General features: G+C 61.1%; 18 protein-coding genes and 1 tRNA gene. 10 read left to right on the top strand and 9 right to left on the bottom strand.

Features of this window, described 5'->3' with window-relative positions; translation table 11 throughout:
* Positions 1 to 417 precede the first annotated feature (417 nt).
* Positions 418 to 1,002 carry a hypothetical protein gene (locus WDN46_23845; GenBank protein MEJ0096324.1) on the bottom strand — a complete coding sequence of 195 codons (585 nt, stop codon included), beginning with the start codon at positions 1,000 to 1,002 and terminating at the stop codon, positions 418 to 420.
* Entirely contained in the window at positions 941 to 1,393 is a 453-nt protein-coding gene (locus tag WDN46_23850; protein MEJ0096325.1) for a hypothetical protein, read from the bottom strand. Before WDN46_23850 ends, WDN46_23845 begins: the two co-directional genes overlap by 62 nt.
* 77 nt (positions 1,394 to 1,470) lie before the next feature.
* Between WDN46_23850 and WDN46_23855 the strand changes: the two genes are divergently transcribed.
* Entirely contained in the window at positions 1,471 to 1,746 is a 276-nt protein-coding gene (locus WDN46_23855) for a hypothetical protein (GenBank protein ID MEJ0096326.1), read from the top strand.
* A 1,040-nt stretch (positions 1,747 to 2,786) separates the two neighbouring features.
* On the opposite strand, the gene WDN46_23860 is transcribed toward WDN46_23855, so the two are convergent.
* The 3 genes from WDN46_23860 to WDN46_23870 form a co-directional block, all read right to left on the bottom strand.
* Positions 2,787 to 2,862: transfer RNA gene (locus WDN46_23860), tRNA-Thr, on the bottom strand.
* Positions 2,863 to 2,940: 78 nt separating this feature from the next.
* Positions 2,941 to 4,569, bottom strand: coding sequence for a heme biosynthesis HemY N-terminal domain-containing protein (locus tag WDN46_23865; GenBank protein ID MEJ0096327.1), 1,629 nt, complete (start codon positions 4,567 to 4,569; stop codon positions 2,941 to 2,943).
* Between the two features lie 39 nt (positions 4,570 to 4,608).
* Positions 4,609 to 5,958, bottom strand: coding sequence for a hypothetical protein (locus WDN46_23870; protein ID MEJ0096328.1), 1,350 nt, complete (start codon positions 5,956 to 5,958; stop codon positions 4,609 to 4,611).
* Between the two features lie 182 nt (positions 5,959 to 6,140).
* On the opposite strand from WDN46_23870, the gene WDN46_23875 reads away from it, so the two are divergent.
* Both WDN46_23875 and WDN46_23880 read left to right on the top strand, forming a co-directional pair.
* Positions 6,141 to 6,671, top strand: a complete 531-nt coding sequence (locus WDN46_23875; protein ID MEJ0096329.1) for a tetratricopeptide repeat protein — start codon at positions 6,141 to 6,143, stop codon at positions 6,669 to 6,671.
* Between the two features lie 261 nt (positions 6,672 to 6,932).
* Positions 6,933 to 8,063: a tetratricopeptide repeat protein gene (locus WDN46_23880; GenBank protein ID MEJ0096330.1), complete on the top strand. Its 1,131-nt coding sequence runs from the start codon at positions 6,933 to 6,935 to the stop codon at positions 8,061 to 8,063.
* Here WDN46_23880 and ubiG read toward each other — a convergent pair.
* On the bottom strand, positions 8,029 to 8,802 hold the full coding sequence (gene ubiG / locus WDN46_23885) for a bifunctional 2-polyprenyl-6-hydroxyphenol methylase/3-demethylubiquinol 3-O-methyltransferase UbiG (GenBank protein MEJ0096331.1): 774 nt from the start codon (positions 8,800 to 8,802) through the stop codon (positions 8,029 to 8,031). The genes WDN46_23880 and ubiG overlap by 35 nt on opposite strands.
* A gap of 174 nt (positions 8,803 to 8,976) precedes the next feature.
* Here ubiG and WDN46_23890 point away from each other — a divergent pair, with 174 nt between their 5' ends.
* The 7 genes from WDN46_23890 to WDN46_23920 all read left to right on the top strand — a co-directional run bounded on the left by WDN46_23890 (position 8,977) and on the right by WDN46_23920 (position 17,331).
* Positions 8,977 to 10,215, top strand: coding sequence for an aspartate kinase (locus WDN46_23890; protein MEJ0096332.1), 1,239 nt, complete (start codon positions 8,977 to 8,979; stop codon positions 10,213 to 10,215).
* Between the two features lie 184 nt (positions 10,216 to 10,399).
* Entirely contained in the window at positions 10,400 to 12,664 is a 2,265-nt protein-coding gene (gene ptsP / locus WDN46_23895) for a phosphoenolpyruvate--protein phosphotransferase (protein ID MEJ0096333.1), read from the top strand.
* 51 nt (positions 12,665 to 12,715) lie between these two features.
* Positions 12,716 to 13,798 (top strand): peptide chain release factor 1, encoded by a 1,083-nt coding sequence (gene prfA, locus WDN46_23900; protein MEJ0096334.1) that lies wholly within the window; start codon positions 12,716 to 12,718, stop codon positions 13,796 to 13,798.
* On the top strand, positions 13,795 to 14,232 hold the full coding sequence (locus WDN46_23905) for an EamA family transporter (protein MEJ0096335.1): 438 nt from the start codon (positions 13,795 to 13,797) through the stop codon (positions 14,230 to 14,232). The genes prfA and WDN46_23905 overlap by 4 nt, the downstream gene beginning before the upstream one ends.
* A gap of 78 nt (positions 14,233 to 14,310) precedes the next feature.
* Positions 14,311 to 14,886 carry a YbhB/YbcL family Raf kinase inhibitor-like protein gene (locus tag WDN46_23910; GenBank protein ID MEJ0096336.1) on the top strand — a complete coding sequence of 192 codons (576 nt, stop codon included), beginning with the start codon at positions 14,311 to 14,313 and terminating at the stop codon, positions 14,884 to 14,886.
* Positions 14,887 to 15,009: 123 nt separating this feature from the next.
* Entirely contained in the window at positions 15,010 to 15,852 is an 843-nt protein-coding gene (locus WDN46_23915; GenBank protein MEJ0096337.1) for a transglutaminase family protein, read from the top strand.
* A gap of 180 nt (positions 15,853 to 16,032) precedes the next feature.
* Complete coding sequence (locus WDN46_23920; GenBank protein MEJ0096338.1) at positions 16,033 to 17,331, top strand: alpha/beta hydrolase; 1,299 nt, start codon at positions 16,033 to 16,035, stop codon at positions 17,329 to 17,331.
* Positions 17,332 to 17,518: 187 nt separating this feature from the next.
* On the opposite strand, the gene WDN46_23925 is transcribed toward WDN46_23920, so the two are convergent.
* From WDN46_23925 to WDN46_23935, 3 genes are all read right to left on the bottom strand, one after another.
* A complete protein-coding gene (locus WDN46_23925) occupies positions 17,519 to 17,812 on the bottom strand; it encodes a heavy metal-binding domain-containing protein (GenBank protein ID MEJ0096339.1) in 294 nt (97 codons plus the stop codon).
* 250 nt (positions 17,813 to 18,062) lie between these two features.
* Entirely contained in the window at positions 18,063 to 19,655 is a 1,593-nt protein-coding gene (purH, locus tag WDN46_23930; GenBank protein MEJ0096340.1) for a bifunctional phosphoribosylaminoimidazolecarboxamide formyltransferase/IMP cyclohydrolase, read from the bottom strand.
* Positions 19,656 to 19,742: 87 nt separating this feature from the next.
* Positions 19,743 to 22,268 carry a copper-translocating P-type ATPase gene (locus WDN46_23935; protein ID MEJ0096341.1) on the bottom strand — a complete coding sequence of 842 codons (2,526 nt, stop codon included), beginning with the start codon at positions 22,266 to 22,268 and terminating at the stop codon, positions 19,743 to 19,745.
* Between the last annotated feature and the right edge of the window lie 103 nt (positions 22,269 to 22,371).

Consider the following 22,371-nt stretch of genomic DNA (forward strand, 5'->3'; position numbering starts at 1 on the left):
GTCGCTGGGCACAAGACAGACTCTTGACCCAGCCTCTTCGATGGTACAACGCAGGGCAAGGCGCCTCGAGGACCTGCTGCAGCGGTCGAAAAATTCAGCATCAAGGCGCTAGTTCAAAAATCCGGGTGCGCCAGTTGACGTCGTTCGACGGCGGATTGACCAAGCCAGAGAATTGGTTCGTGGCCCAAACCACGCCGCGGCTTCCATCCGGAGAACTCGGATCAGGCGATGCTCCCGAATAGTCCCCCCCAGCGACATGGGCTGCCGGCGTCCTCACAACTAAAATCCCTATACGGCCCGACCCCGCTTTTGACCACAAGGGGAGATGAAAGCGCGCCGCCGTTGACGCTCGAGACTGCCAGGATACTCGGATTGACGTTGCTTACTTTGCCCGACTCGTTGTATTCAATCACAAAATTATTGCCGAACGCACTCGTTATTCCGCTTTGGACTCGACGATCGGGCGAGATCGCTGCGTTGAAGACGAAGGAGCCTAGGCTCGTAATGTCGCCGCTCCTGAGTACAACTGGTGTTGTCGGGACGGGGTTGATCTCGTACCAACGCACGGCCGAGACCGTCCCGCTGGCGATGGGTTTGCTCGGTCCAAAACGAGAAGGTGTTGGTCCGAGGATCTATGGCCTGCACTGCCTGATTTGGCCGGGCGTCGATGGTGGTCAGCACCTGCGTGAACGTCGGCTGGCTGGCGTCCGCCGGCACGTCGTAGGAGGCGACGGTGACGCCTCTGGCCGCCCCGAAGACCGGGTCGCCGTTGGCGGCTTCCGTCACGTTAAAAAACCAGAGCTCGGTCGACGGCAAAGGTCCGCTGCGCGCCACGACGTAACCAGTAGCGGAGGCGTCGGTCTGAATTGCTGGCGTCGGGGAGACGACCTGGTTATTGTCCGAGTCGACTAGAAAGGAAGTGCCGCCGGCCTTGAATGTATTAGCATCTGGGCAGGCCGTTCCTGGCGGAGGTTTGCTGATGGCGAAGAGAAACCGATCCAATGAATGGACCCGTAGCCGCGTCGGAAAATTCGTTTGCCCCGATGATAATGAAGGACGCGCTGTCGCCGAGCTTCTGGGAATCTGCAAAAGGCGCTCCTACCTCCAGCTCGTAATGGCACCAATCGCTTGTTATGTTGCCTGGGGACGATGTCTTGCTGAACCCGTACGATATCTTGTTGTCGGTGGCCGAAATACCGTTAAACATTGAGTAAAAGAAACGGTTGGTCATCGGATCCCACATGACCTGAACGTCGCCTGTAGCCTGCATGCTGGAGACGGCCGCCAACTGGGTCCCCGAGCCCGAAGCCATCAGCGCTCCGGTGGTGCGGTTGTAGATGCCAGCGCGCCCGTCGATGATTTGAATAAAGCTCGACGGCCCGATCGCGCCCATCGGGGTCGGGGGGGAGATACCGTCAGGCCCCTCGCCTGGAATGTTCAAAACCGCCCACGATGACAGGAGTCGATGACGTGGCGAACGTATGGCCCGCGGGAGGAGCGGTCTCCGCCGAGTTAAAAGGGCGCGGTGTGGCCCGATTTCTCGGCCTTGTCGCGCGCCATGTTTGCGGCGGCCTTCGCGGCGACGTCGGCGTCACTTACTGGCCTCGGGCCACGCCTAGCCGCTTTTACAGCGGCGCTCACGGCGCCATCGCCCTGCTCGGTAGCATCGGCTTTCCTAATAATCAGACTATGAGTCGCAATGGTCTGACTTTGATCCGCGTGGCTTTCCCTGCGCCCGCGCAATGAGCGCCGGGAAAGAAAACGCCGCGGCGACGCCCGAGACGACCAAACATCGCGTCATCTGACCGACCATTACTTTGTGTGTCGTCATAATTCCTCCCGTATAAAAGTCGATCTGTTCACTCTCGCGGTGAGTGAAAATCACTGAATTACAGTTTCCACGGATCGCGTTTTCATTGTTGCAAAACAGTCTAGCGAGCGGAGGTCTGTTTAAAGCAGACTAGTTACGAATAAATGTCAATTACAAAAACACACGTTACATACGTAAATACCCCAACCAAAATCAGAATATCTGTGGGCATAGACCTTCTCAAGCCGGGAGTGCTCTTTGGTTTCTGAGCGCTGCAAGCATTATAATGGAAGGCACAGCGGCATGGATGTATTGGAAGCTAGGCGACTGAAAACCCTGAGAACGAGAACGCGCGGCTAAAGCGGCTTCTGGTGGACGCCATGCGTTGACAATGCTGCGCTGAAAGATTGCTTAAAAAAATGGTGATGCCCGCAGCTGAGCGAGAAGCAGTTGGCAGTTTCGATCAGCCTTAGAGATGAGCGAAGGGCGAGTGGCCACGTCAAATGCGCGCGACGCGATGGAACGAAGGCCATGGCCGCCGAGCGCGGCCCGCTCAAAGCGATGCTTTCCCCTCGGGATTTTGGCGAATCGAAAATTAGTAGCGCGGGGCCCGGCCGATCGGAGGGTGACCGGTCAGGGGAGGCCGGGGGGTGGGTACCGGCCTCCCCAGCCCAATGGCCAAGGTCACGTCATCCTGCGGCAGAGCCCCCGCTGTCCGCGCCTCGCCAAGGCGTTAAAGACTACGTGATGTCAATGGCTTGCACCGCACTGTCAAGGGCCGGGGGTCGCGTTAAGCCGGTCCTGGTGGCTATGCGCACCGCCGACGACGGACTGCCGGTGACCGAGATATGAGCGGCGCTGCCCTACTACGGGCCAACGGAATGCCAAATTTGATCCCGTGGCGACAGGGTGGCGACAAACCCCAAAAACGCCTTGGGCCGCGCCGTTGAATTTGACCCTAAGTATTTGATTTTGTTGGTGCCGCAAGAGAGATTCGAACTCCCGACCCCCTCATTACGAATGAGGTGCTCTACCAGCTGAGCTATTGCGGCATTTCGATCAAATCGAAAACGCGCTTTGCGCCGTCACCTCTTAGCCGTATCGGCCGATGTTCGCAAGACTCGGCTCCGTTATCTTGGCCGCACATCAAAAAGCTGGGCCAAGCCGCGCGGCTTTGGTTTTTCCCCCTCATGCCCGCCTTCGTTGTGAGGCTCGCTTTCCGGCGGTTGAGGCATTTCTTCAACGACGCCTGTTTGATCCGCCACCGGCGTGGGAGACTGAAGGGTGGCTGCGATGGTTGGCTCCAACCCGGAAATTTGCTTTGGTTCGGATGTCTCCGAATCCTCTGCAGCCGGCCCTGATTCGGACTTTGGCGGCGACAGCGCCTTTCTACGCGTTTCCTCAATCAACAGCGTCGGACGAGGGCCGGCGATCTGGGCGACAATCGCCTTATCAGCCTCAGGATCCGGGCCGAGATCCTTGACTGGACTTCGCCACGCGAACGCATCGAGTTTTCCGGTCACGGGCGACGTCGGCAGCCATTGGTCGGAGATCATCCCATCCGCGACCCAAGTCGGATCGCGCGGAGCGGTTGAACCGCGCGTCAGCCACTCGCGAATGTAGCCGGCGGAGCCATGTTCGGCCTCCTCGAGTTCGGCCATGATCAGGCACATGCGCGACGTCGGCCGCTGGGGCCCCTCGATCAGCGGCTGCATGGCTTCGCGCGCAGCTTTAAAGTCGCCAGCGGCGATCGCCGCCTCCGCAACCGTGATTTTGCTTTCCGGTTCGCGCGGGGCGAGCCGCGCAAGCGTCAACGCCCTGGAGAGTCGGCCGGCATTGGATTCGCCCGGGTGCAAATCGAGATAAAGCTTCGCCAGACCTGGATGCGTCGCGATCGCCCAGGATGATTCGATCAATTTCGTCGCTTTACGCACTTCGCCGTTTTGGGTCAGCAGCCGCGCGGCCAAAGCGATGGCGGGGACAAGGGACGGCTCGCGCTTGATCGCCAGGCGCGCAAGGCGCAGCGACTCATTGGGCGCCGTCTCGATCTTTTCGAGCGCAATCGCTGTCTCCAGCACGGCGCGCTGACGTTCGCGGGCCTCCTTGTCGACAACCTTCGCCGCGGCGGAGGTTTCCAGCATCGTCAGAGCGCCCTGCCAGTCTCCCCCGGCAACCTTGTGTTCGAAACTCGCCTGCGCCGCCCAGGGCAGAAGCGCAATTTCACGCGCCGCGCTGGCATAGTGGTTCGCCTGTTCCGCATCGCCGCGTCGCTGGGCTTCGACATGGAGCCCGCGCAGGCCGAGGAGACGCATATCGTTGCGCTCGGTCATTTCCTTGAAGGCCGCTTCGGCCTGATGCGGCTCGCCCGAAAGCTGCGCGGCCTGCGCCTTCAGCAGCAAAGCGAGCGGCTCGTTCCGCAAAAGTCTTTGCGCCTCAGCGGCGGATTTGCGCGCAGCCTGGGCGTCGCCCGCCCCGACGGCGATCATGCCTCGAGACAGCGCGGCGTAACCTTTTTGCTGGTGGCGCGAACGCGTGGCGAGCGACATGAGCGAAGGAATTTTGAAGACGAAGCGCACCAAGGTCCACAAGGCCACAAGCGCCGCGGCCGCGACGATAACCGCTCCGATTCCGACGACGACCGAGGTTTCAATGCGGTAGCCTTGCCAATTCAGGACGATGTCGCCCGGCCTGTCGACCAGCCATGCCTCTGCGAACGCCAAAGCAATCAAAACAGCGAAGAACAGAAGGACCCGGATCATGTTTTCCTCGCCAAGGGCTTCGGTTCAGAACTCAGCCAATTAGGATTTCGACTTGCCGAGAGCCGCAACGGCATCGCTCTCGATAGCGGCGGCCGCGCTCAGGGCGTCAAGACGCGCCTTGGCGGCTTCGCCCCAACTGGCCGACTTGGCCTGCGCCGGGCCCGGCAGTTGCGTCCATAAGACATAAGCCCTTCCGACATCGAAACGCGCCAGCGCGCTCTGGATTTGGGTCACGAGACTTTCGACGTCGCTGCCGTCGGCGGCGCCAGGGCGACGGACGCGCACGAGATTGGCTGCATCATGGGTCAAGCGGTCGATAAAACTTGCGTCGTCCTTGGCGGGCTCCCCCGCCAAGATCGCGGCGGATTCTGCCTCAAACTGGTCGGCGAGTTTGCCGATGCTGGCGACGCCGGTTTTGGCGACGGCGCGCAGCGGCGCCAATTTCGCCGGCTCGACGCCAAGGTTCTCGAGCGCCGCGAATTCCGAGGAGAAGGGAGCGCCGCGCTCCAATTTTTGCCGCACGCTCTCGGCGACAATCGCGGTGGATTGCGTTGCGGACTGGGCGGCGGACTGAACGAGGGAGCTTTGCTGCGCCGCAGAGGCTTTCTCGCGATCCTGCTGGGCGCGGATCTCAGATTGAGACGCCGCGAGCGCCGCCGCAAACGTCGCAAGCTTTTTCTCCATCTCGTCAGTTCGGGCCTTGAGCGGTCCAAGATCTGGAGACGGCGGCGGCGCGGATTGCTTGGCGCTCGCGCTGGAGGCCACCGCCGCCTCAAGCGACCCAAGCTTTTGCTCGATCGCATCGGTTCGGGCGTTAAGCGGTCCGAGATCTGGAGCCGGCGCAACGGATGATTGCGGCGTGTCGGCCATCGCGGCTGGCCGGGCGACGAGAGCCTCTTGCAATCCGCTGAGCGCCGAATTTGTCGCGGCGGCGGATTTGCTCGCGGCGTTCTCCGTCGCGTCAACGCGGCTTCCCAGCGCAGCCAGAGCCGCGATCGAGTTTTCGGTCTTCAGCTCGATTGAATCAGCGCGTGCGTTCAAATCGGCGACGCGCGCTTCGACGTCGGCGCTTCCCGATGTATCCATATAACGCAGCCCCAAGGCGCCGCCGACGCCTATGAGAGCGCCCAGAACGATGCCGCCCGCCAAGGCCGGCGCGCGAGAGGGAGCTCGCGGCTTTGGCGTCTCGGGCGCGGCTGGTCCGATTGGAGCCGCTTCCGAGGCGGCTGTTGGCTCGATATTGGATGCAGGCTCAACCGCATCCGCGGCAACTGCGGCTGCTTCGCTCTGCGCCGCGCCGGACTCGGCGGAAGATTCATGATCAAGAGGACTGGGAGGCCCGTCGGATGCGGTTTTTATGTTGAAACGCTCATCCTTGTCATCAGCCATTTAGCAGCGCCCCCATTTCGCTAACTTGTAAAGCAACACGCCCCGGACCGCAATGTTGAACGCGCCGGCGTCGAAGCCAAGCCCGCGCTTCTGAGACTGTCCAGCCCGGCGAAAGCTTATTGCTCTTTAGTAGAGTTCTGAGCCGCAAGCGGCTGTCGACGCACAGTTGAAGGCAAGGGGCTTTGGACCATAAGATCGACGCGGCCATCCATGACGCCATCGCCTGTCTCGCCGCCGGGCGAGCCGATGATGCGCTCATACGCCTCGGCGCCGTGCGAACGGCCGATGAGGCAAGTCCGATCAAATCGAATCTCATCGGATTAATTTATTTGAGCGCTCGAGACGATGCCATGGCGCTCTCATGGTTCGATCGCGCTTTGCATCTTGATTGCGCTTGTAGCGCGGCCTGGTTCAATCGCGGGACGGCGCTGCATCAACTCGGCCGCCCAGATGCGCTGGCCTCATATGATGAGGCTCTCCGGCTCGGCCTTTCAGAGCCGGCGCTTTTTTACAATCGCGGCAATCTGTTGCGCGAAACCGGGCGATTGGAGGAGGCCATCGCCTCTTATGATGCGGCCTTGAAGCACAATCCCGCTTATCCGGAGGCCTTGCGCGCAGGCGCCCTGGTTCTGCGCAACCTTGGACGCCACGAGAGTGCGCTGGAATTTTTCGACGAAGCCTTGCGTTGCGTCCAGACTTCGCCGAGGCCTTGATCGATCGCGGCAATCTTTTGCAAAGCCTCCGCCGTTTCGACGCGGCGCTTGCGTCTTACGATCGCGCGCTCAAGGAGCAACCGAATCATGCCGGGATTTGGAACAACCGCGGCTCCGCTTTGCACGCTATCGGCCGCCTTGAGGAGGCTGGCGCGGCCTTCGACGCGGCTTTGCGATTGGACCCTTTATCCTCCCAAGCATGGTGCAACCGCGGCAACCTTTTACTGACGTTGCAGCAGGCGGATGCGGCGCTCGCCTCTTATGATAAGGCTCTGGCGATCCAGCCCAACTGCATTATCTGGGCGCGCGGTCGCGCTGAAGCGCCTTTGCCGCTTCGACGAAGCTCTCGCCAATTTCGACGCGGCCTTGGCGTTAGAGCCCACGTCCGCCCATGTGAAAAACAATAAGGCCGCCCTGCTTCTACTCCTTGGCGATTTCGAGGCGGGCTGGGATCTTTATGAATGGCGCTGGATTGTCGGGCAAACGCCGAAACACGCGCTAAAGCTCGCCGTTCCGGAGTGGGAGGGGCAGCCGCTCGCTGGCAAGACCATCCTTGTTTTCGACGAGCAGGGTCTTGGCGACGCCATTCAATTCGTCCGCTTTCTGCATCTGTTGAACGAGGCGGGCGCACACGTCGCTTTTTTCTGTCGCTCGGGCCTGCGCCGGCTTTTCAGGGGCTTGGCCGTCGCCGTCACGCTGATCGATAGCCTCGACGACATCAAGCGCTTCGACTATCAGATCGCCCTTTGCAGCCTTCCCCGCGCGCTGAAGACAAGGCTGTCCACAATTCCCGCCGCTACGCCCTACCTTGCCGCCGAACCAGCTCTCGTTCAAAAATGGCGAGCGCGGCTCGGGTCACGGGATTTTAAGGTCGGCATTTGCTGGCGGGGCAACGCCGATCTCAGGGCCGACGCCGGCCGCGCTTTGCCGCTGGCCTGTTTCGCGCCGCTAGCGGGCAAGGGCGTGCGGCTGATCAGCCTCCAGAAAATCGACCCCGGCCCGTCACAGCGCAATCAGCCCGCCCTCCCCGGCCCGGAAAACCTTTCCGCGCTCGATGAGCGCGCCGCCTTTCCTCTGGAAAACCTCGGCCCCGATTTCGACGCCGGCGCGGACCGTTTCATCGATGCGGCCGCGGTGATGCAGAGCCTCGATTTGATCATCGCCTGCGATACCTCGATCGCTCATCTCGCGGGCGCTCTCGGCCGGCCGGTGTGGGTGGTTTTGCCGCAATCTCCCGACTGGCGCTGGCTGCTGCAGCGGGAAGACTGCCCGTGGTATCCCTCAATGCGGCTGTTTCGCCAGAACCGGCGCGGCGACTGGACGGAGGTTTTTGATGCGCTCGGCGAGGCGCTCCAAATCAACCGCGCTTTTGCGCCACCATCATGTAGTTGACGTCCATGTCGCGGGCGAGCCGCCATTTGTCGCTCAAAGGATTATACACGACTCCCGTCTCGTCGGTGATCTGAAGCCCTGCCGCGCGTAATGCCTTCGCCATCTCGCGTGGGGTGACGAACTGGTTCCAGTTATGCGTTCCTCTCGGCAACCACCGCAGAACATATTCGGCGCCGACAATCGCAAAAGCGAAACTTTTCAACGTTCTATTCAATGTCGCCGCAACCAGCGCCCCGCCGGGCCGCACCATAGCGCCGGAATGGCGCAGGAATCCGTCGACATCGCGCACATGCTCGACAACCTCCATCGCCAAGACGACGTCGAAGCTCGCGCCCTCGGCGACGAGCGCCTCAGCGGTCGTGCAGCGATAATCGATCGAAAGCCCCTCGCGGCCCGCATGCGCGCTGGCCACCCCAATGTTGCGGGGAGCCGGATCGACCGCCGTCATTTCTGCGCCAAGCCGCGCCAGCGATTCGCTGAGAATGCCCCCGCCGCATCCGATGTCGAGCACGCGCAGGCCGCGCAGCGGCAGCGGAGCATGCTGATCGTGCGGGCGGCCCTCGATCTTGAAATGACGGCTGAGCATGTCGCGCAGATAAGCGACTCGGACAGGATTGAACTTGTGCAGAGCCGCCATCGGCCCGCCCAAATCCCACCATTGCTCGCCGAGTCGGTCGAAACGCGCGATATCCTCCGGATCGATCGTCGAGTTGGGGCGAAACTTTTCGTGTTGGGCCATGGCTTGAATTCCATTGACTTGCCGCGCCGGCCTTTGCATGAATGCCCCGCCGATCGCGTCGCCGCGCCGGCGAACGCCGATTTGCCTTGATAGGCCCTCTGGTCCGATTAAGGCAAATCGGCGCAATTTGTATCAATTCCGCAGAATGCGCAGTAAAGGGCTGCTTTCAACCCGATGTCCCGTCAAGTTATGAAGTTCGGCGGCACCTCGGTCGCAAACCTGGAACGCATCCGCAACGCAGCAAGGCACGTTGCGCGCGAGCGCAAGGCGGGGCACGATATCGCCGTTGTCGTTTCCGCCATGTCAGGCCGCACAAATGAGCTTGTCGGCTGGTGTGAAGACGGCGCCAAATTTTACGACCCGCGCGAGTATGACGCCGTCGTCGCCTCCGGCGAACAAGTGACGGCCGGCTTGCTCGCCATCGTTTTACAAGAATGCGGCATTCCGGCGCGGTCGTGGCAAGGCTGGCAAGTTCCGATCCTCACTTCCGATTCGCATGGCGCGGCGCGCATTGTTGACATTGATGGATCGGTGATCCTCGACGGATTCTCGTCGCGAAGCGAAGTGGCGGTCATCGCCGGGTTTCAGGGCGTCAGCAAAGAGACCGGCCGCATCACAACGCTCGGCCGCGGCGGATCGGACACCAGCGCCGTGGCGGTCGCCGCGGCCATCGACGCCGTCCGCTGCGACATTTATACTGACGTCGATGGGGTCTATACGACCGATCCGCGCATCGTCCCCAAGGCCCGGCGGCTCGACCGCGTCGCCTTCGAGGAAATGCTGGAAATGGCTTCGCTCGGAGCGAAAGTCCTGCAGGTGCGCTCGGTCGAACTGGCCATGGTGCATAAGGTCAAGACCTTCGTCCGGTCGTCCTTCGACGATCCGGAAAATCCGCAGCCTGGCACCCTGATTTGCGACGAGGAGGATATTGTGGAGCAGCAGGTCGTCACCGGGATCGCTTTTTCGAGGGACGAGGCGCAGGTGACGTTGCGTCAGGTCGCCGATCACCCCGGCGTAGCAGCGGCCATATTCATGCCTCTAGCTGAAGCTAACATCAACGTCGACATGATCATCCAAGTGGCCTCCGAAAATTCGGGGTCGACGGATATGACGTTTACGGTTTCAGCCGCCGATTTCGAGCGCACCAAGGCAATTTTGCATAAAGCGCAACCGCAAATTGGTTTCGCCAGCGTCCACGGAGCCAATGATGTCGTTAAAATCTCAGCGATCGGCGTCGGGATGCGCAGCCATGTCGGCGTCGCCGCGCTCGCTTTCAAGGCGCTTGCCGAAAAAGGCATCAATATCAGAGCGATCACTACCTCCGAGATCAAATTCTCGGTGCTGATTGAAGCGGCGTACACAGAGCTCGCGGTCCGCACCCTCCATTCGCTTTATGGCCTGGATAAAGCCTGAGGCGAGAATCGGCGCGCATTCTTGGGCAAATGCCCTACAATCTCTTGCGGTCCGGAGTTTGCACTGGTTAAACGGGACGAAGGCGAGCAGAAGCAAAGTCTGGAGCCCTCATAACGCTCTTTTCGAGCGATCGGGCTTCCAGATGCGCGATGAAGAGGCCTTCAGGCCTGAACAGGAAACAGCCATGTATGGCGCCCTCGGCGGACCGCGTCTGCTGCTGCGCAGGCTTCGCGAAGTTATGGCGGAGCCGGTCAGCCCGCAGGCTCGGCTCGACAAGATCGTCGTCCATATCGCTGCCAATATGGTCGCGGAAGTTTGTTCCGTCTATGTTCTGCGCGCCGATGGCCGACTTGAGCTTTACGCGACGGAAGGGCTGAACCGCGAGGCGGTTCACCTGACCACCATGCGCGCCGGCGAAGGCCTCGTTGGCCTCATTGCGGAAACCGCCGAACCTCTCGCCCTCGCGGACGCGCAGCACCATCCAGCCTTCTCGTACCGGCCGGAAACCGGCGAGGAAATCTACTCCTCTTTCCTCGGGGTTCCGATTCTCCGCGGCGGCAATACGCTTGGCGTCCTCGACGTCCAGAACAAAGCGCGCCGCGCCTATTCCGAGGAGGAGATCGAGGCGCTGCAGACCACGGCCATGCTGCTGGCCGAGATGATAGCCTCGGGCGAACTGCAATCGCTCGTTCAGCCCGGCGCCGACATCGCCCTTCGTCGGCCCCGCGCCCTTCATGGCGCGACGCTCGCCGAGGGCGTCGGTCTTGGCCATGTCGTCCTGCATGAGCCGCGCATCATCATCAAACAGCTCGTCGCCGAAGATGCAAAGCACGAGATGGAGCGCCTCGACAAGGCAATTGGCGCTATGCGCGATTCGATCGACAGTCTGATCGAAAGCGGCAATATGGGGCCAGGCGAACATCGCGACGTGCTCGAGACCTTCCGCATGGTCGCGCATGACCGCGGCTGGCTGCGCCGCCTGAGGGAGGCGGTGGCGACCGGGCTCACCGCCGAGGCTGCGGTCGAGCGCGTTCAGAACGACGCCCGCGCCAAATTGCAACGCCGCACCGAACCGTCGTTGCGCGAGCGCTTGCATGACCTCGACGATCTAGCCAATCGGCTGCTGCATCAGCTAACCGGGCAGAGCTTCGTCTCCGCACATGATGAATTGCCCGATAATGCGATCATCGTCGCCCGTTCCATGGGTCCCGCCGCGCTACTCGAATATGATCGCTCGAAGCTGCGCGGCCTCGTGCTCGAAGACGCCGGCGCCGGCAGCCATGTCGCCATTGTCGCCCGCGCGCTTGGCATCGCGGCGGTGGGCGATGTCGCCAATATCCTCGATTTCGTCGAGCCCGGCGACGCCATTATCGTCGATGGCCTATCGGGCGATGTTCACGTCCGGCCGACCCCAGATGTCCAACATGCCTATGCCGAGAAGGCGCGGCTGCGCGCGAAACGGCAGGAGCAATATCGCCGGCTGCGCAACGTCGCCGCCGTAACCAAGGACGGGGTTGCGATCGATTTGCACATGAACGCAGGGCTTCTCGTCGACCTGCAGCATGTCGCCGAAACCGGCGCCATATCGGTCGGACTGTTTCGCACCGAACTTCAATTCATGCTCGCCTCGCGTTTTCCAAAAATGGGTCAGCAAGAGGCTCTGTACCGCGCCGCGCTCGACAGCGCGCAAGGCAAATCCATTACGTTTCGCACGCTCGATATCGGCTCCGATAAAATCCTTCCTTACATGACCCAATTGCAGGAAGAGAATCCGGCGCTCGGCTGGCGCGCCATCCGCATTGGTCTCGACCGGCCCGGGCTTTTGCGCACGCAATTGCGCGGCCTGCTTCGGGCCGGCGCCGGTCGCGAAGTGCGCATCATGTTTCCGATGATCGCCAAGCTCGAGGAATTCGAGGCGGCCAAGGCCATGGTCGACCTCGAAATGGCGCATTTGCTGCGGCACGGACGCCAGCCGCCAACCGATCTAAAGCTCGGCATCATGGTCGAGGTGCCGTCCCTGCTCTGGGAGCTTGATGAAATCTGCCGCCGCGTCGATTTTCTCTCGGTCGGCTCGAACGATCTCATGCAGTATTTGTTCGCCGCCGATCGGGACAACAAGCGGGTTTCGCCGCGATTTGATCCTTTGTCGCCTCCTGCCCTGCGCGCGTTGAAACGCATCGCCGATAAGGCCAGAGCGACGTCGACGCCGTTGACGCTTTGCGGCGAAATGGGCGGCAAGCCTCTGGAGGCCATGATCCTGATCGGGCTCGGCTATCGGGGCTTCTCCATGTCCGCGGCTTCGATCGGACCGGTAAAGGCGATGGTGCTCGCGATCAATCTCGCCAAGGTGGAGGCGTTCGCCGTCAGCCTCGTCGAGGAGACGACGGGTAGCCATTCCTTGCGCGACAGGATACGCACATTCGCGGAAGCCCAAGGCATTCCGGTGTAGCAAACCTTTGCTTCGCCGTTTTCTCGCGCCCTGTCTCATTTGAACCGAACCATGCTGCCGCAAGATAAGCTCGATCTCATTCTTCGCCGTCACGAGGAAATCTCCGCCCGTCTCACGCAAGCCGCCGAGCCTGCCGTGTTCGTCGCCTTGTCGCGCGAGCTTGCCGGTCTCGAGGAAGTCGCCAAAGCCATTCGCGATTATCGCACGCAGGCCAGCGAAGTCGCTGGACTCGAGGCCATGCTGGCTGATCCGGCGACCGACGCCGAAATGCGCGACCTCGCCGAAGAGGAACTACGCGAAGCGCAGGCACGGCTCGAAGGCCTCGAACAGGATTTGAAGATCTCGCTTCTGCCGAAGGATGCCGACGACGAAAAAAGCGCCATTCTCGAAGTGCGCGCGGGCACCGGCGGCGACGAGGCCGCGCTGTTCGCAGGCGATCTATTCCGCATGTATCAACGCTATGCGGAGTCGAAAGGGTGGCGCGTCGAGATCATGTCGGCGAGCGAGGGGACCGCCGGCGGCTATAAGGAAATCGTCGCCGAGATCGCCGGACGCGGCGTCTTCGCGCGATTGAAATTCGAATCCGGCGCGCATCGCGTCCAGCGCGTGCCCGATACCGAAACCCAAGGGCGCATCCATACGTCGGCTGCGACCGTCGCGGTTCTTCCGGAGGCCGAAGAGGTCGATGTCGATATCAATGAAGCCGATCTGAAGATCGACACGATGCGCGCGCAAGGCGCCGGCGGGCAGCACGTCAATAAGACGGAATCGGCGATCCGCATCACCCATATTCCAACCGGCATCGTCGTCTTCTGCCAGGACGAGCGCTCCCAGCACAAGAACAGGGCGCGCGCCATGTCGCTATTGCGCTCGCGGATCTACGACGCCGAACGGCAAAAACTCGACTCCGAACGCGCCGCCGACCGCCGCTCGCAAGTCGGCTCGGGCGACCGTTCGGAGCGCATCCGCACCTATAATTTTCCGCAGGGCCGTCTGACCGACCACCGCATCAATCTCACGCTCTACAAATTGGAAAAGATCATCACGGGCGAGGCCCTCGACGAAGTGATCGACGCCCTCATCACTCATCATCAAGCTGCGTTGCTCGCGGACAGCGAAGGCGAGAGGCAATGAAGGCCTGGACAGAGTCCTGGATGTTCTGGGCTCTGCTGTCGGCCAGTTTTGCGGCCTTGACGGCGATTTTCGCCAAAATTGGCGTCGCCAACGTCAATTCCGATCTGGCGACCTTGATCCGCACATTGATCATCGTCGCGGTCCTCGCTGCGATCCTCGCCGCGACCCGGCAATTTCAGCCGTTGGGGTCGATTTCGCCGCGAACCTATCTGTTTCTGGCGCTCTCCGGCCTTGCCACCGGCGCCTCATGGATCTGTTATTTTCGCGCTCTGAAGATCGGCGACGCCGCGCGGGTCGCCCCGATCGACAAGCTTTCGACCGTCCTCGTCGCGATTTTCGGCGTCGTATTTCTCGGCGAACGCCTGTCTGGACCAAATTGGATAGGCATAGTCCTCATCGCCTGCGGCGCGCTGCTTGTCGCCTATCAGGGCTAAACCTCGTTGGACCGAGGCCGTCATGAAACCATTTGCGCGTCCGGCGCGTTCAGCCAAGTTGAAGAGGGGTTGATCGCCATGCAGGAAAAAATACGCGCTGTGAATGGCCACGCAACCAAGGACCTTCGCCCCGGCCTGGAAAAATTGATCTATGCCGACCCCGCCTTGGAAGCCCCGGAGACGATCAGGGTGGAAAGCGTCGCCTTCGAAGATAATGAACCAATTCCGCCGCTGTTCACCGTTGACGGCGAAAGGGAATCGCCGCCGTTGCGCTGGCGCGGCGTGCCGGATGGAGCCGCAGCTATCGTGCTGCTTGTTGAGGACGCCGACAGCCCAACCCCCGCGCCCTTGATTCATGCTGTGGCCGTCAAGGAGCCCGGCCTTGACGATGATCTTATTCCCGGCGCCTTGACAGACGAGAACGCCGCTATTGAAGGGTTGCTTCTCGGCCGCAATTCGTTTCACAAGGCGGAGTGGTCGCCGCCCGATCCGCCGCCCGGAAACGGCCCGCATCGCTATGTGTTCGAGGTTTATGCGATCGATCGCCGGCCCGAGATCGATGGTGCGCCGGGAAAACAGGAAATCCTCGAAATATTGCGCGGCCATGTCCTCGCCAAAGGTCTCCTGATAGGGACTTACGAGCGCATTGCCTAACATATGGGCTAATGCCGCGGGAACCCAACTGCGCCCGCCCGGCTTTATGACACGCGGCTGACGCTGGAGCCCGAGAGGGCTCCCACTAACGAGGCATCATCAAGCGCGCAATGGAATAGGCCAATGTTGATACGCCACGGCTATGAATTAACCTTCAGCTGTTCCCAGCCAACCTTGATGGTTTGCCTTCTCGACGCGCATCGCGACTACGATCAACGTATGCGCTTTCGGACCCCCTTCGTGACCACGCCGCAAATAGCCTCGACAACCTATTTCGACGCGTTCGGCAATTGCGTGCGTAGATTCATTGCGCCGAGCGGCGATCTCACCGTCACGCGGGATGCCGTGATCGAGGACAGCGGCCTTCCCGATCGCGACGAACGACCCGCGCAGGAGGTTCCGCTTGAGCTATTGCCGAGCGATACGCTGATGTTTCTGCTCGGTAGCCGCTACTGTGAAACCGACCGGCTTGGCGACATTGCTTGGCAATTGTTCGGCTCGACGCCTCGGGGGCGGGCCCGAGTGCAGGCGATTTGCGATTTCGTCTGCAATCATCTGACCTTCGGGTACCAACACGCCCGCGCGACCCGCACCGCTTTTGAAGCCTATAATGAACGCATTGGCGTCTGCCGGGATTTTGCTCATCTTGCGGTTACGTTTTGCCGCTGCATGAATATTCCCGCGCGTTACGCAAACGGCTTTTTGGGCGACATTGGCGTGCCGGCGGATCCGGCGCCGATGGATTATAATGCATGGTTCGAGGTCTATTTGGACGGGCGCTGGATGACATTCGACGCCCGCCACAATGGCCCGCGCATCGGCCGGATCACCGTATCGCGCGGCCGCGACGCCACCGACATTCCGCTCGCAACGTCATTTGGCCCCCATATCCTGAAGAGTTTCAGGGTCTGGACGGACGAAGTGAATGAAGAATTGGTCCAAGATCTCGAGCGTCGCAGCGCGTGAGGACTTCGCGGCCGGCTGTGGCGCCAAAACTTCCCGTCAGCCTATTTTTATCTCGAATAGCTGCTGGCCATTATATTTTCTTGACGGTTTAAGCCTACAAAGTCACGGTTCAGCGCCTCCTGCCTAACCTCGGCGGGGCGGCGCGGCGTGAATTTGGTTGGCGAAATGCGTCACATTCATTTGGAGCATTGCAAACAGAGGCGCTTCCGCGCTTTGAAACGTTCCGGCTCTTCCTTTTTCAGTGCGCGCCGGGGCGTCGCGCTGGCGCTTATCGCCTCTACCTTGAGCGTTGGGGCGTGCTCCGGCAATCTCAAAGGCTTTCTTCTGCCCGTCGCCGATAGCGCGCCTGGGGCCGAGCGCGTCGAAATGGTGGTTGCGACGACGCGTACGAAGGCCGAGTCGGCGGCAGAAATGTTTTCCGGCGGCCGCGCTATCGAGCCCGCCTTCGCCGATATTGTCGTTTCAATCCCGCCAGACGGAACGCGCCAGATCGGGCAGGTTCAGTGGCCAAAACAGCTTCCCGGCAATCCGGCCACGGATTTCGTGGCGCTCAAAGCTGACATCATCGACCGACCGCAGGCGATCGCCACATTCTCGCGGCTTCTTCGCGAATCTCGGAAACACAAAGCGCTTGTCTTTGTGCACGGATTCAACAATCGCTTCGAAGATGCAGTGTTTCGTTTCGCCCAGATTCTCCACGATTCAGGATCCTACGCCGACGTTGCGCCGGTCCTGTTCACCTGGCCCTCGAAGGGCAATCTCTTTGCCTATGGATATGACCGCGAAAGCTCAAATTACTCGCGCGACGCCCTCGAGGCGCTTTTGCGCTTCATGGCGAAAGATCCCCAGGTCGAGGAAATCTCCATTCTCGCCCATTCGATGGGTAATTGGGTGACGCTTGAAGCGCTGAGGCAAATGGCGATCCGGGACGGACGGGTCGCCGCAAAAATCAAAATCGTCTTGCTCGCTGCGCCCGACGTCGACGTCGATATCGCGCGCGAGCAGATCGCGACCATGGGGCCGAACCGGCCGAAATTCACGCTCTTTTTGTCTGAGGATGATCGCGCGCTTGCGGCCTCGCGTCAGGTCTGGGGCGCTCCACGGCTAGGAAACATAAATCCCGACGTCGAGCCCTTCAAAGACATGCTGGCGCGGGAGAAAATCGAGGTCATTAACCTGACCAGCTTTCCTTCGCACGACGAATTCAACCATGGCAAATTTGCCGAAGATCCGAAAGTTGTGGAGCTGATCGGCAGCACCCTCGCATCCGGCCAGACCTTGACCGATTCACGCGTGGGATTTGGCGAGAAGATCATGCAGACGACCGCCGGGGCCGCCGCATCCGTTGGCCATGCCGCCGGCCTCGTCGTCTCCGCGCCGGTCGCCATAATAGATCCGGATACAGCCGAACATTACGACGACCAGGTCGATCAATTCACTCAATCGATCCGCAACATTGGACCGCATGAGGAGCACTGACGGGAGCCTATTTCAGCGCCTCCCGTGTCCCGAGCAAATGGGGTTCGCGGCATACTGGTCTTCAGAGAGAAGCACACCGCGACAGAAAGCCCCAAATCAAAGCGCTCACGCGCTTTATGGCTTTAACTTCCACGCATGGGACGCATGGATGCATCTGAAAAGTCTACAACTTTTCGACATTCATGCGCTATGCAGCCAATGATAACGACAGCTTGACGGCAATTCCAGTGGCCAGAACGCGCTTCAGGTTCAGCCCCGATCCCTCGACGGGAACAACGGCGACCGTCTGAAAGTCGAGGCCAATGATGGCGTCAGCATCAATGTCTTCCGCCCGGAGAACGAGTTCGCGCAATGCGAGTTCGCGCCAATTGTCCTGGGAAGCGTCGGCGTCGGCGCCGTGCCAAGCGGACGCGGCTTCGATTTTACCGATCGGATAAAGAACGCGGCCCCCCTCGATGGCGTCCGTCAAACTAATGCGCATAACCTCAATCTCCGCTAGCTGTTCATCGATAACTGCGGGAGGTTTCCCGAGCCTTAACTCTTCAGGAGAACCTCAACGTCGAACCGACTATCGCAGTTGCGAGATGAACCGGGGGTGACTTAGCACACTTTGCTGCACCGCAAGGTAACAAAAAATTGCGAACAATTGCTTTTTGAAAACAATGGGATAGTAATTCCGAGATTCGGGCCGAACTATGGCCGCGCAGGGGCCGCGCCCGAATCGGCCCCTCTTAGTGACGAAAATGCCGCACACCGGTGAAAACCATAGCGAGACCGGCGGCATCTGCAGCCTTAATGACTTCCTCGTCCCGAACGGAGCCGCCCGGCTGAATGAGCGCGGTCGCGCCTGCCTCGGCGGCGGCCAGGACGCCGTCGGCGAATGGAAAAAACGCGTCAGAGGCGACGACGGAGCCTTTCGCGAGGCTGCCGGACAATCCGGCAAGCGTTGCGGCGTCGGCGGCTTTCATCGCCGCGATCCGCGTTGAATCGATGCGGCTCATCTGCCCAGCGCCAATGCCGACCGTCGCGCTGTCCTTTGCATAGACGATAGCGTTCGACTTAACGTGTTTGGCGACCCGCAACGCAAATTTGAGATCGCGCCATTCCGCATCATTTGGCGAGCGCTGAGTTACGACGCGAAGGTCCATATCGTCGACAACCGCATTGTCGCGCCCCTGCACCAGAAGGCCCCCGGCGACCGGACGCATGAGAATGCCCGGTCCGCGCGGATCAGGCAGCCCTCCGGTCAGGAGCAGACGGAGATTCTTCTTGGCGGCGATGATCTTGATCGCCTCGTCATCGGCTTCCGGCGCGATGATGACTTCGGTAAAAATCTTGACAATCTCGGCCGCGGCCGCCGCATCCAGCCTGCGATTCAGGGCGATGATCCCGCCAAAGGCCGAGACGGGATCGCAGCGCAGGGCCAGCGCATAGGCGGTCTCGAGGCTCGCCCCCTCGGCGACGCCGCACGGGTTCGAATGCTTGATAATGGCGACGGCGGCCGTGCGATTGGGATCAAATTCCGCGACGAGTTCAAAGGCCGCGTCGGTATCGCCGAGATTATTGTAGGAGAGCTGCTTGCCTTGCGCCTGCCGCGCCGTTCCAACGCCAACCCTGCGCTGCGGCGTCGCGTAGAAAGCTGCGTTCTGATGCGGATTTTCGCCATAGCGCAAATTTTGGACGAGCTTGCCGCCGAAGGCGCGGAAGGCGGGCGAGGTCTCGCCGATCTGTTCGGCAAGCCAATTCGATATCGCCGCGTCATAGGCGGCTGTGCGCGCAAAGGCCTTTTGCGCCAGTCGCCGGCGCAAGGCCAGCGTGGTCGCCCCCGAATTTGCCTGCAGTTCGGCAAGAACAGCGCCGTAGTCTTCGACAGCGACGATAACGGCGACATCATTGTGATTTTTGGCGGCGCCGCGGATCATGGCCGGGCCGCCGACGTCGATATTTTCGATGCACTGGTCGAAATCGGCGCCCTTGTCGATCGTCGCCTCGAACGGATAAAGATTCACGATGAGGAGATCGATCGGCGTGATGTCATGCGCCAGCATCGCGGCCTCATGCTCCGGATTTTCGCGGATCGCCAGCAGGCCGCCGTGGACTTTGGGATGCAGGGTTTTGACCCGGCCGTCCATCAACTCGGGAAAACCGGTGAGGTCGGCGACATCGCGGACTGCGAGCCCGGCATCGCGGAGCGCCTTGTGCGTCCCCCCCGTCGAGACGAGTTCAACTCCAAGAGCTGCGAGGCCGCGCGCGAAATCAATAAGTCCAGTCTTATCGGAAACGGAAATCAGCGCCCGTGCGGCGCGGCGAAGATCGGTTGGCATTGCGAGATCCTGCTCAAACAAAGCAGGCTGTTAACACGAAGCCCGCGTCGCTCCTATATTTCGAAAGGTTTTAGGCTCCAATTACCCTTATTCGGCTGGCGCTTGCCGCAATCCCTCGGCCCTGCCTGCAATGGCGGCCCGCGGCAACGGCGGCGAAAAGCGACGCAGCCGCAGCGCATTGAGAAGCACGAAAATCGACGAAAACGCCATCGCGCCAGCCGCCAGCATAGGCGACAAAAGAATTCCGAAGGCAGGATAAAGGGCGCCCGCCGCAACAGGGATCAGCACGACGTTATAGGCGAAAGCCCAGAACAGGTTCTGCTTGATATTGCGCATCGTCGCCCGGCTCAGCGCCACCGCGGTCGCCGCCGCGCCAAGGTCGCCGCCCATCAAGACCACGTCAGCCGCCTCGATCGCGACGTCGGTGCCGCCGCCAATCGCAATACCGACATCAGCGCGCGCCAGGGCCGGAGCGTCATTGACGCCGTCGCCGACGAAGGCGATCGTTTTATGACCCGCGCGAAGATCTTCGAGGACCTTGACCTTACCTTCAGGCAGGACTTCTGCGACGACATTGTCAATGCCGACCGCCTTGGCGATGGCTTGCGCCGCCCTTTCATTATCGCCGGTGACCATGATGACATCGAGCCCCTGCCCCCGCAGCGCCGCGACGGCGCTCCGCGCATTCGGCGCAGGCGGATCGGCGACGACGATCAGGCCCGCGAGCTTGGCGTCTATCGCGACATAGAGCGGCGACTTGGCCTCCGCGCCAAAACGCGCCGCCTCGCTTGAAAAGCTCTCAACGTCGATTCCGCGCAAAGCCATGAAGCGATCAGCGCCCACCGCAACATTGCGGCCATCGACAGTAGCTTCAACGCCAAAGCCGGGCTTGGCGATAAAATGCTCAGCCGGCTTGACGACTAGTCCTTCCTTTTGCGCGGCGGCCAAAATGGCGACCGCGACCGGATGCTCGGAACGCGCTTCGACGGCGGCGACGAGAGCCAGCACGTCGGCGCGCGAGAATCCTGGGGCCGCCACGAAATCGGTGAGCGCGGGTGACCCCTTGGTGATGGTGCCAGTCTTATCCAAGGCTATCGCCGTTGCGCCGGCGAGGCTCTGCAAAGCGTCGCCCTTGCGAAACAAGACGCCCAATTCGGCGCCGCGGCCGGTCCCCACCATGATCGAGGTCGGCGTCGCAAGCCCCATCGCGCAAGGACAGGAAATGATCAGCACGGCGACCATGGCGATCAGCGCATGGCTGAGAGAGGGCTCCGGTCCAAGCCAGAACCACAACGCGAAGGTCAAAATCGCGATCGCGATCACGGCCGGCACAAACCAGGACGTCACCTTGTCGGCGAGCGCTTGAATCGGCAGCTTCGCCCCTTGCGCCTGCTGCACCATGCGGATGATCTGAGCCAAAGCCGTATCCGCGCCGGTCTTCGTAACCTTAAAGGAAAAGCTCCCTGTCGTATTGATCGCGCCGCCAACGACCTCTGCGCCGACGCCATTGGTTACCGGCTGCGGCTCGCCGGTCAGCATAGATTCGTCGACGAAAGACGAGCCCTCGATTACTTTCCCGTCGACCGGGATTTTTTCGCCCGGTTCGACCAGAACAATGTCCCCGACCACAACCTCATCAAGCGGGAGCTCGATGGCTTTTCCTTCTCGCAGCGCGGTGGCGCTTTGTGGTTTGAGGCCGATCAGACGTTGGATCGCTTCTCCCGAGCGACCGCGCGCTCTCGCCTCCAAACTGCGGCCAAGCAGAATCAGGGTGACGATCACTGCAGCGGATTCGAAATAGACTTGGCCCGTTCCAGCCGGGAACAGGCTTGGGGCGAAGGTCGCCAGCGCCGAATAGGCGAAGGCCGCGCCAGAGCCCAGCGCAACGAGGGCGTTCATTTCCGGCGCGCCGCGCAGCAGCGCGGGTATGCCGCTCGCGAAGAACCTCCATCCCGGTCCAAAAAGCACGATCGCGGTCAGAACGAATTCAATGATCCGGCTTGTCTGCATCCCGATGCGCTCCATCGCAAACGCATGAACGGCGGGAAAGATATGGGAGCCCATCTCGAGCGCAAAGACAGGCAACGTCAGGACAAACGCCAGGATTGTGGCGCGGGTCAGAGCTTCAGCGTCCGTCCGGCCTTCGTGAACGTGGCCATGGGCGTGATTGTCGGGTTTGATTTCCTGCGTCGGATAACCCGCCTCTGTCGCCGCCTTGGCGATCGTCCCTGCGTCCGTGGCTCCGCGGACAAATCGCACCGTGCCCGTCCCAGCCGCAAGATTGACATTGGCCTCGACGACGCCCTCAACGCTCTGAAAAGCGTCTTCGACGCGATTGACGCAGTCCTCGCAATCTAGTTTGGAGATCGAGAACTGCGCGGTGGACAGAACGGCGGCATAGCCCACTTTGTTGATCGCAGCGATCACAGCCTCAAGATCGGCGGGCCCGACAAAACTGACATTGGCCTGCTCCGTCGCGAGATTGACCGAGACCGAGGCGACCGACGGAACAGCGCCGACGGCCTTTTCGACCCTCCCGACGCAGGAGGCGCAATGCATGCCTTTGACTGCGATCCTCAAAGCGGCTGTGGTTTCGCCGAGGTGAAAAGACATGACGCTCCCCTTCTTCGAAGAAACACAGTTGAGTTCACACTCCCTGTTAGATCAGTGCAATCGAGGCAAAAAACAAGGCTCGAGCTCGTCCGGGCTCGCGTCA

Source organism: Methylocella sp. (assembly GCA_037200525.1).
Lineage (GTDB): Bacteria > Pseudomonadota > Alphaproteobacteria > Rhizobiales > Beijerinckiaceae > Methylocapsa.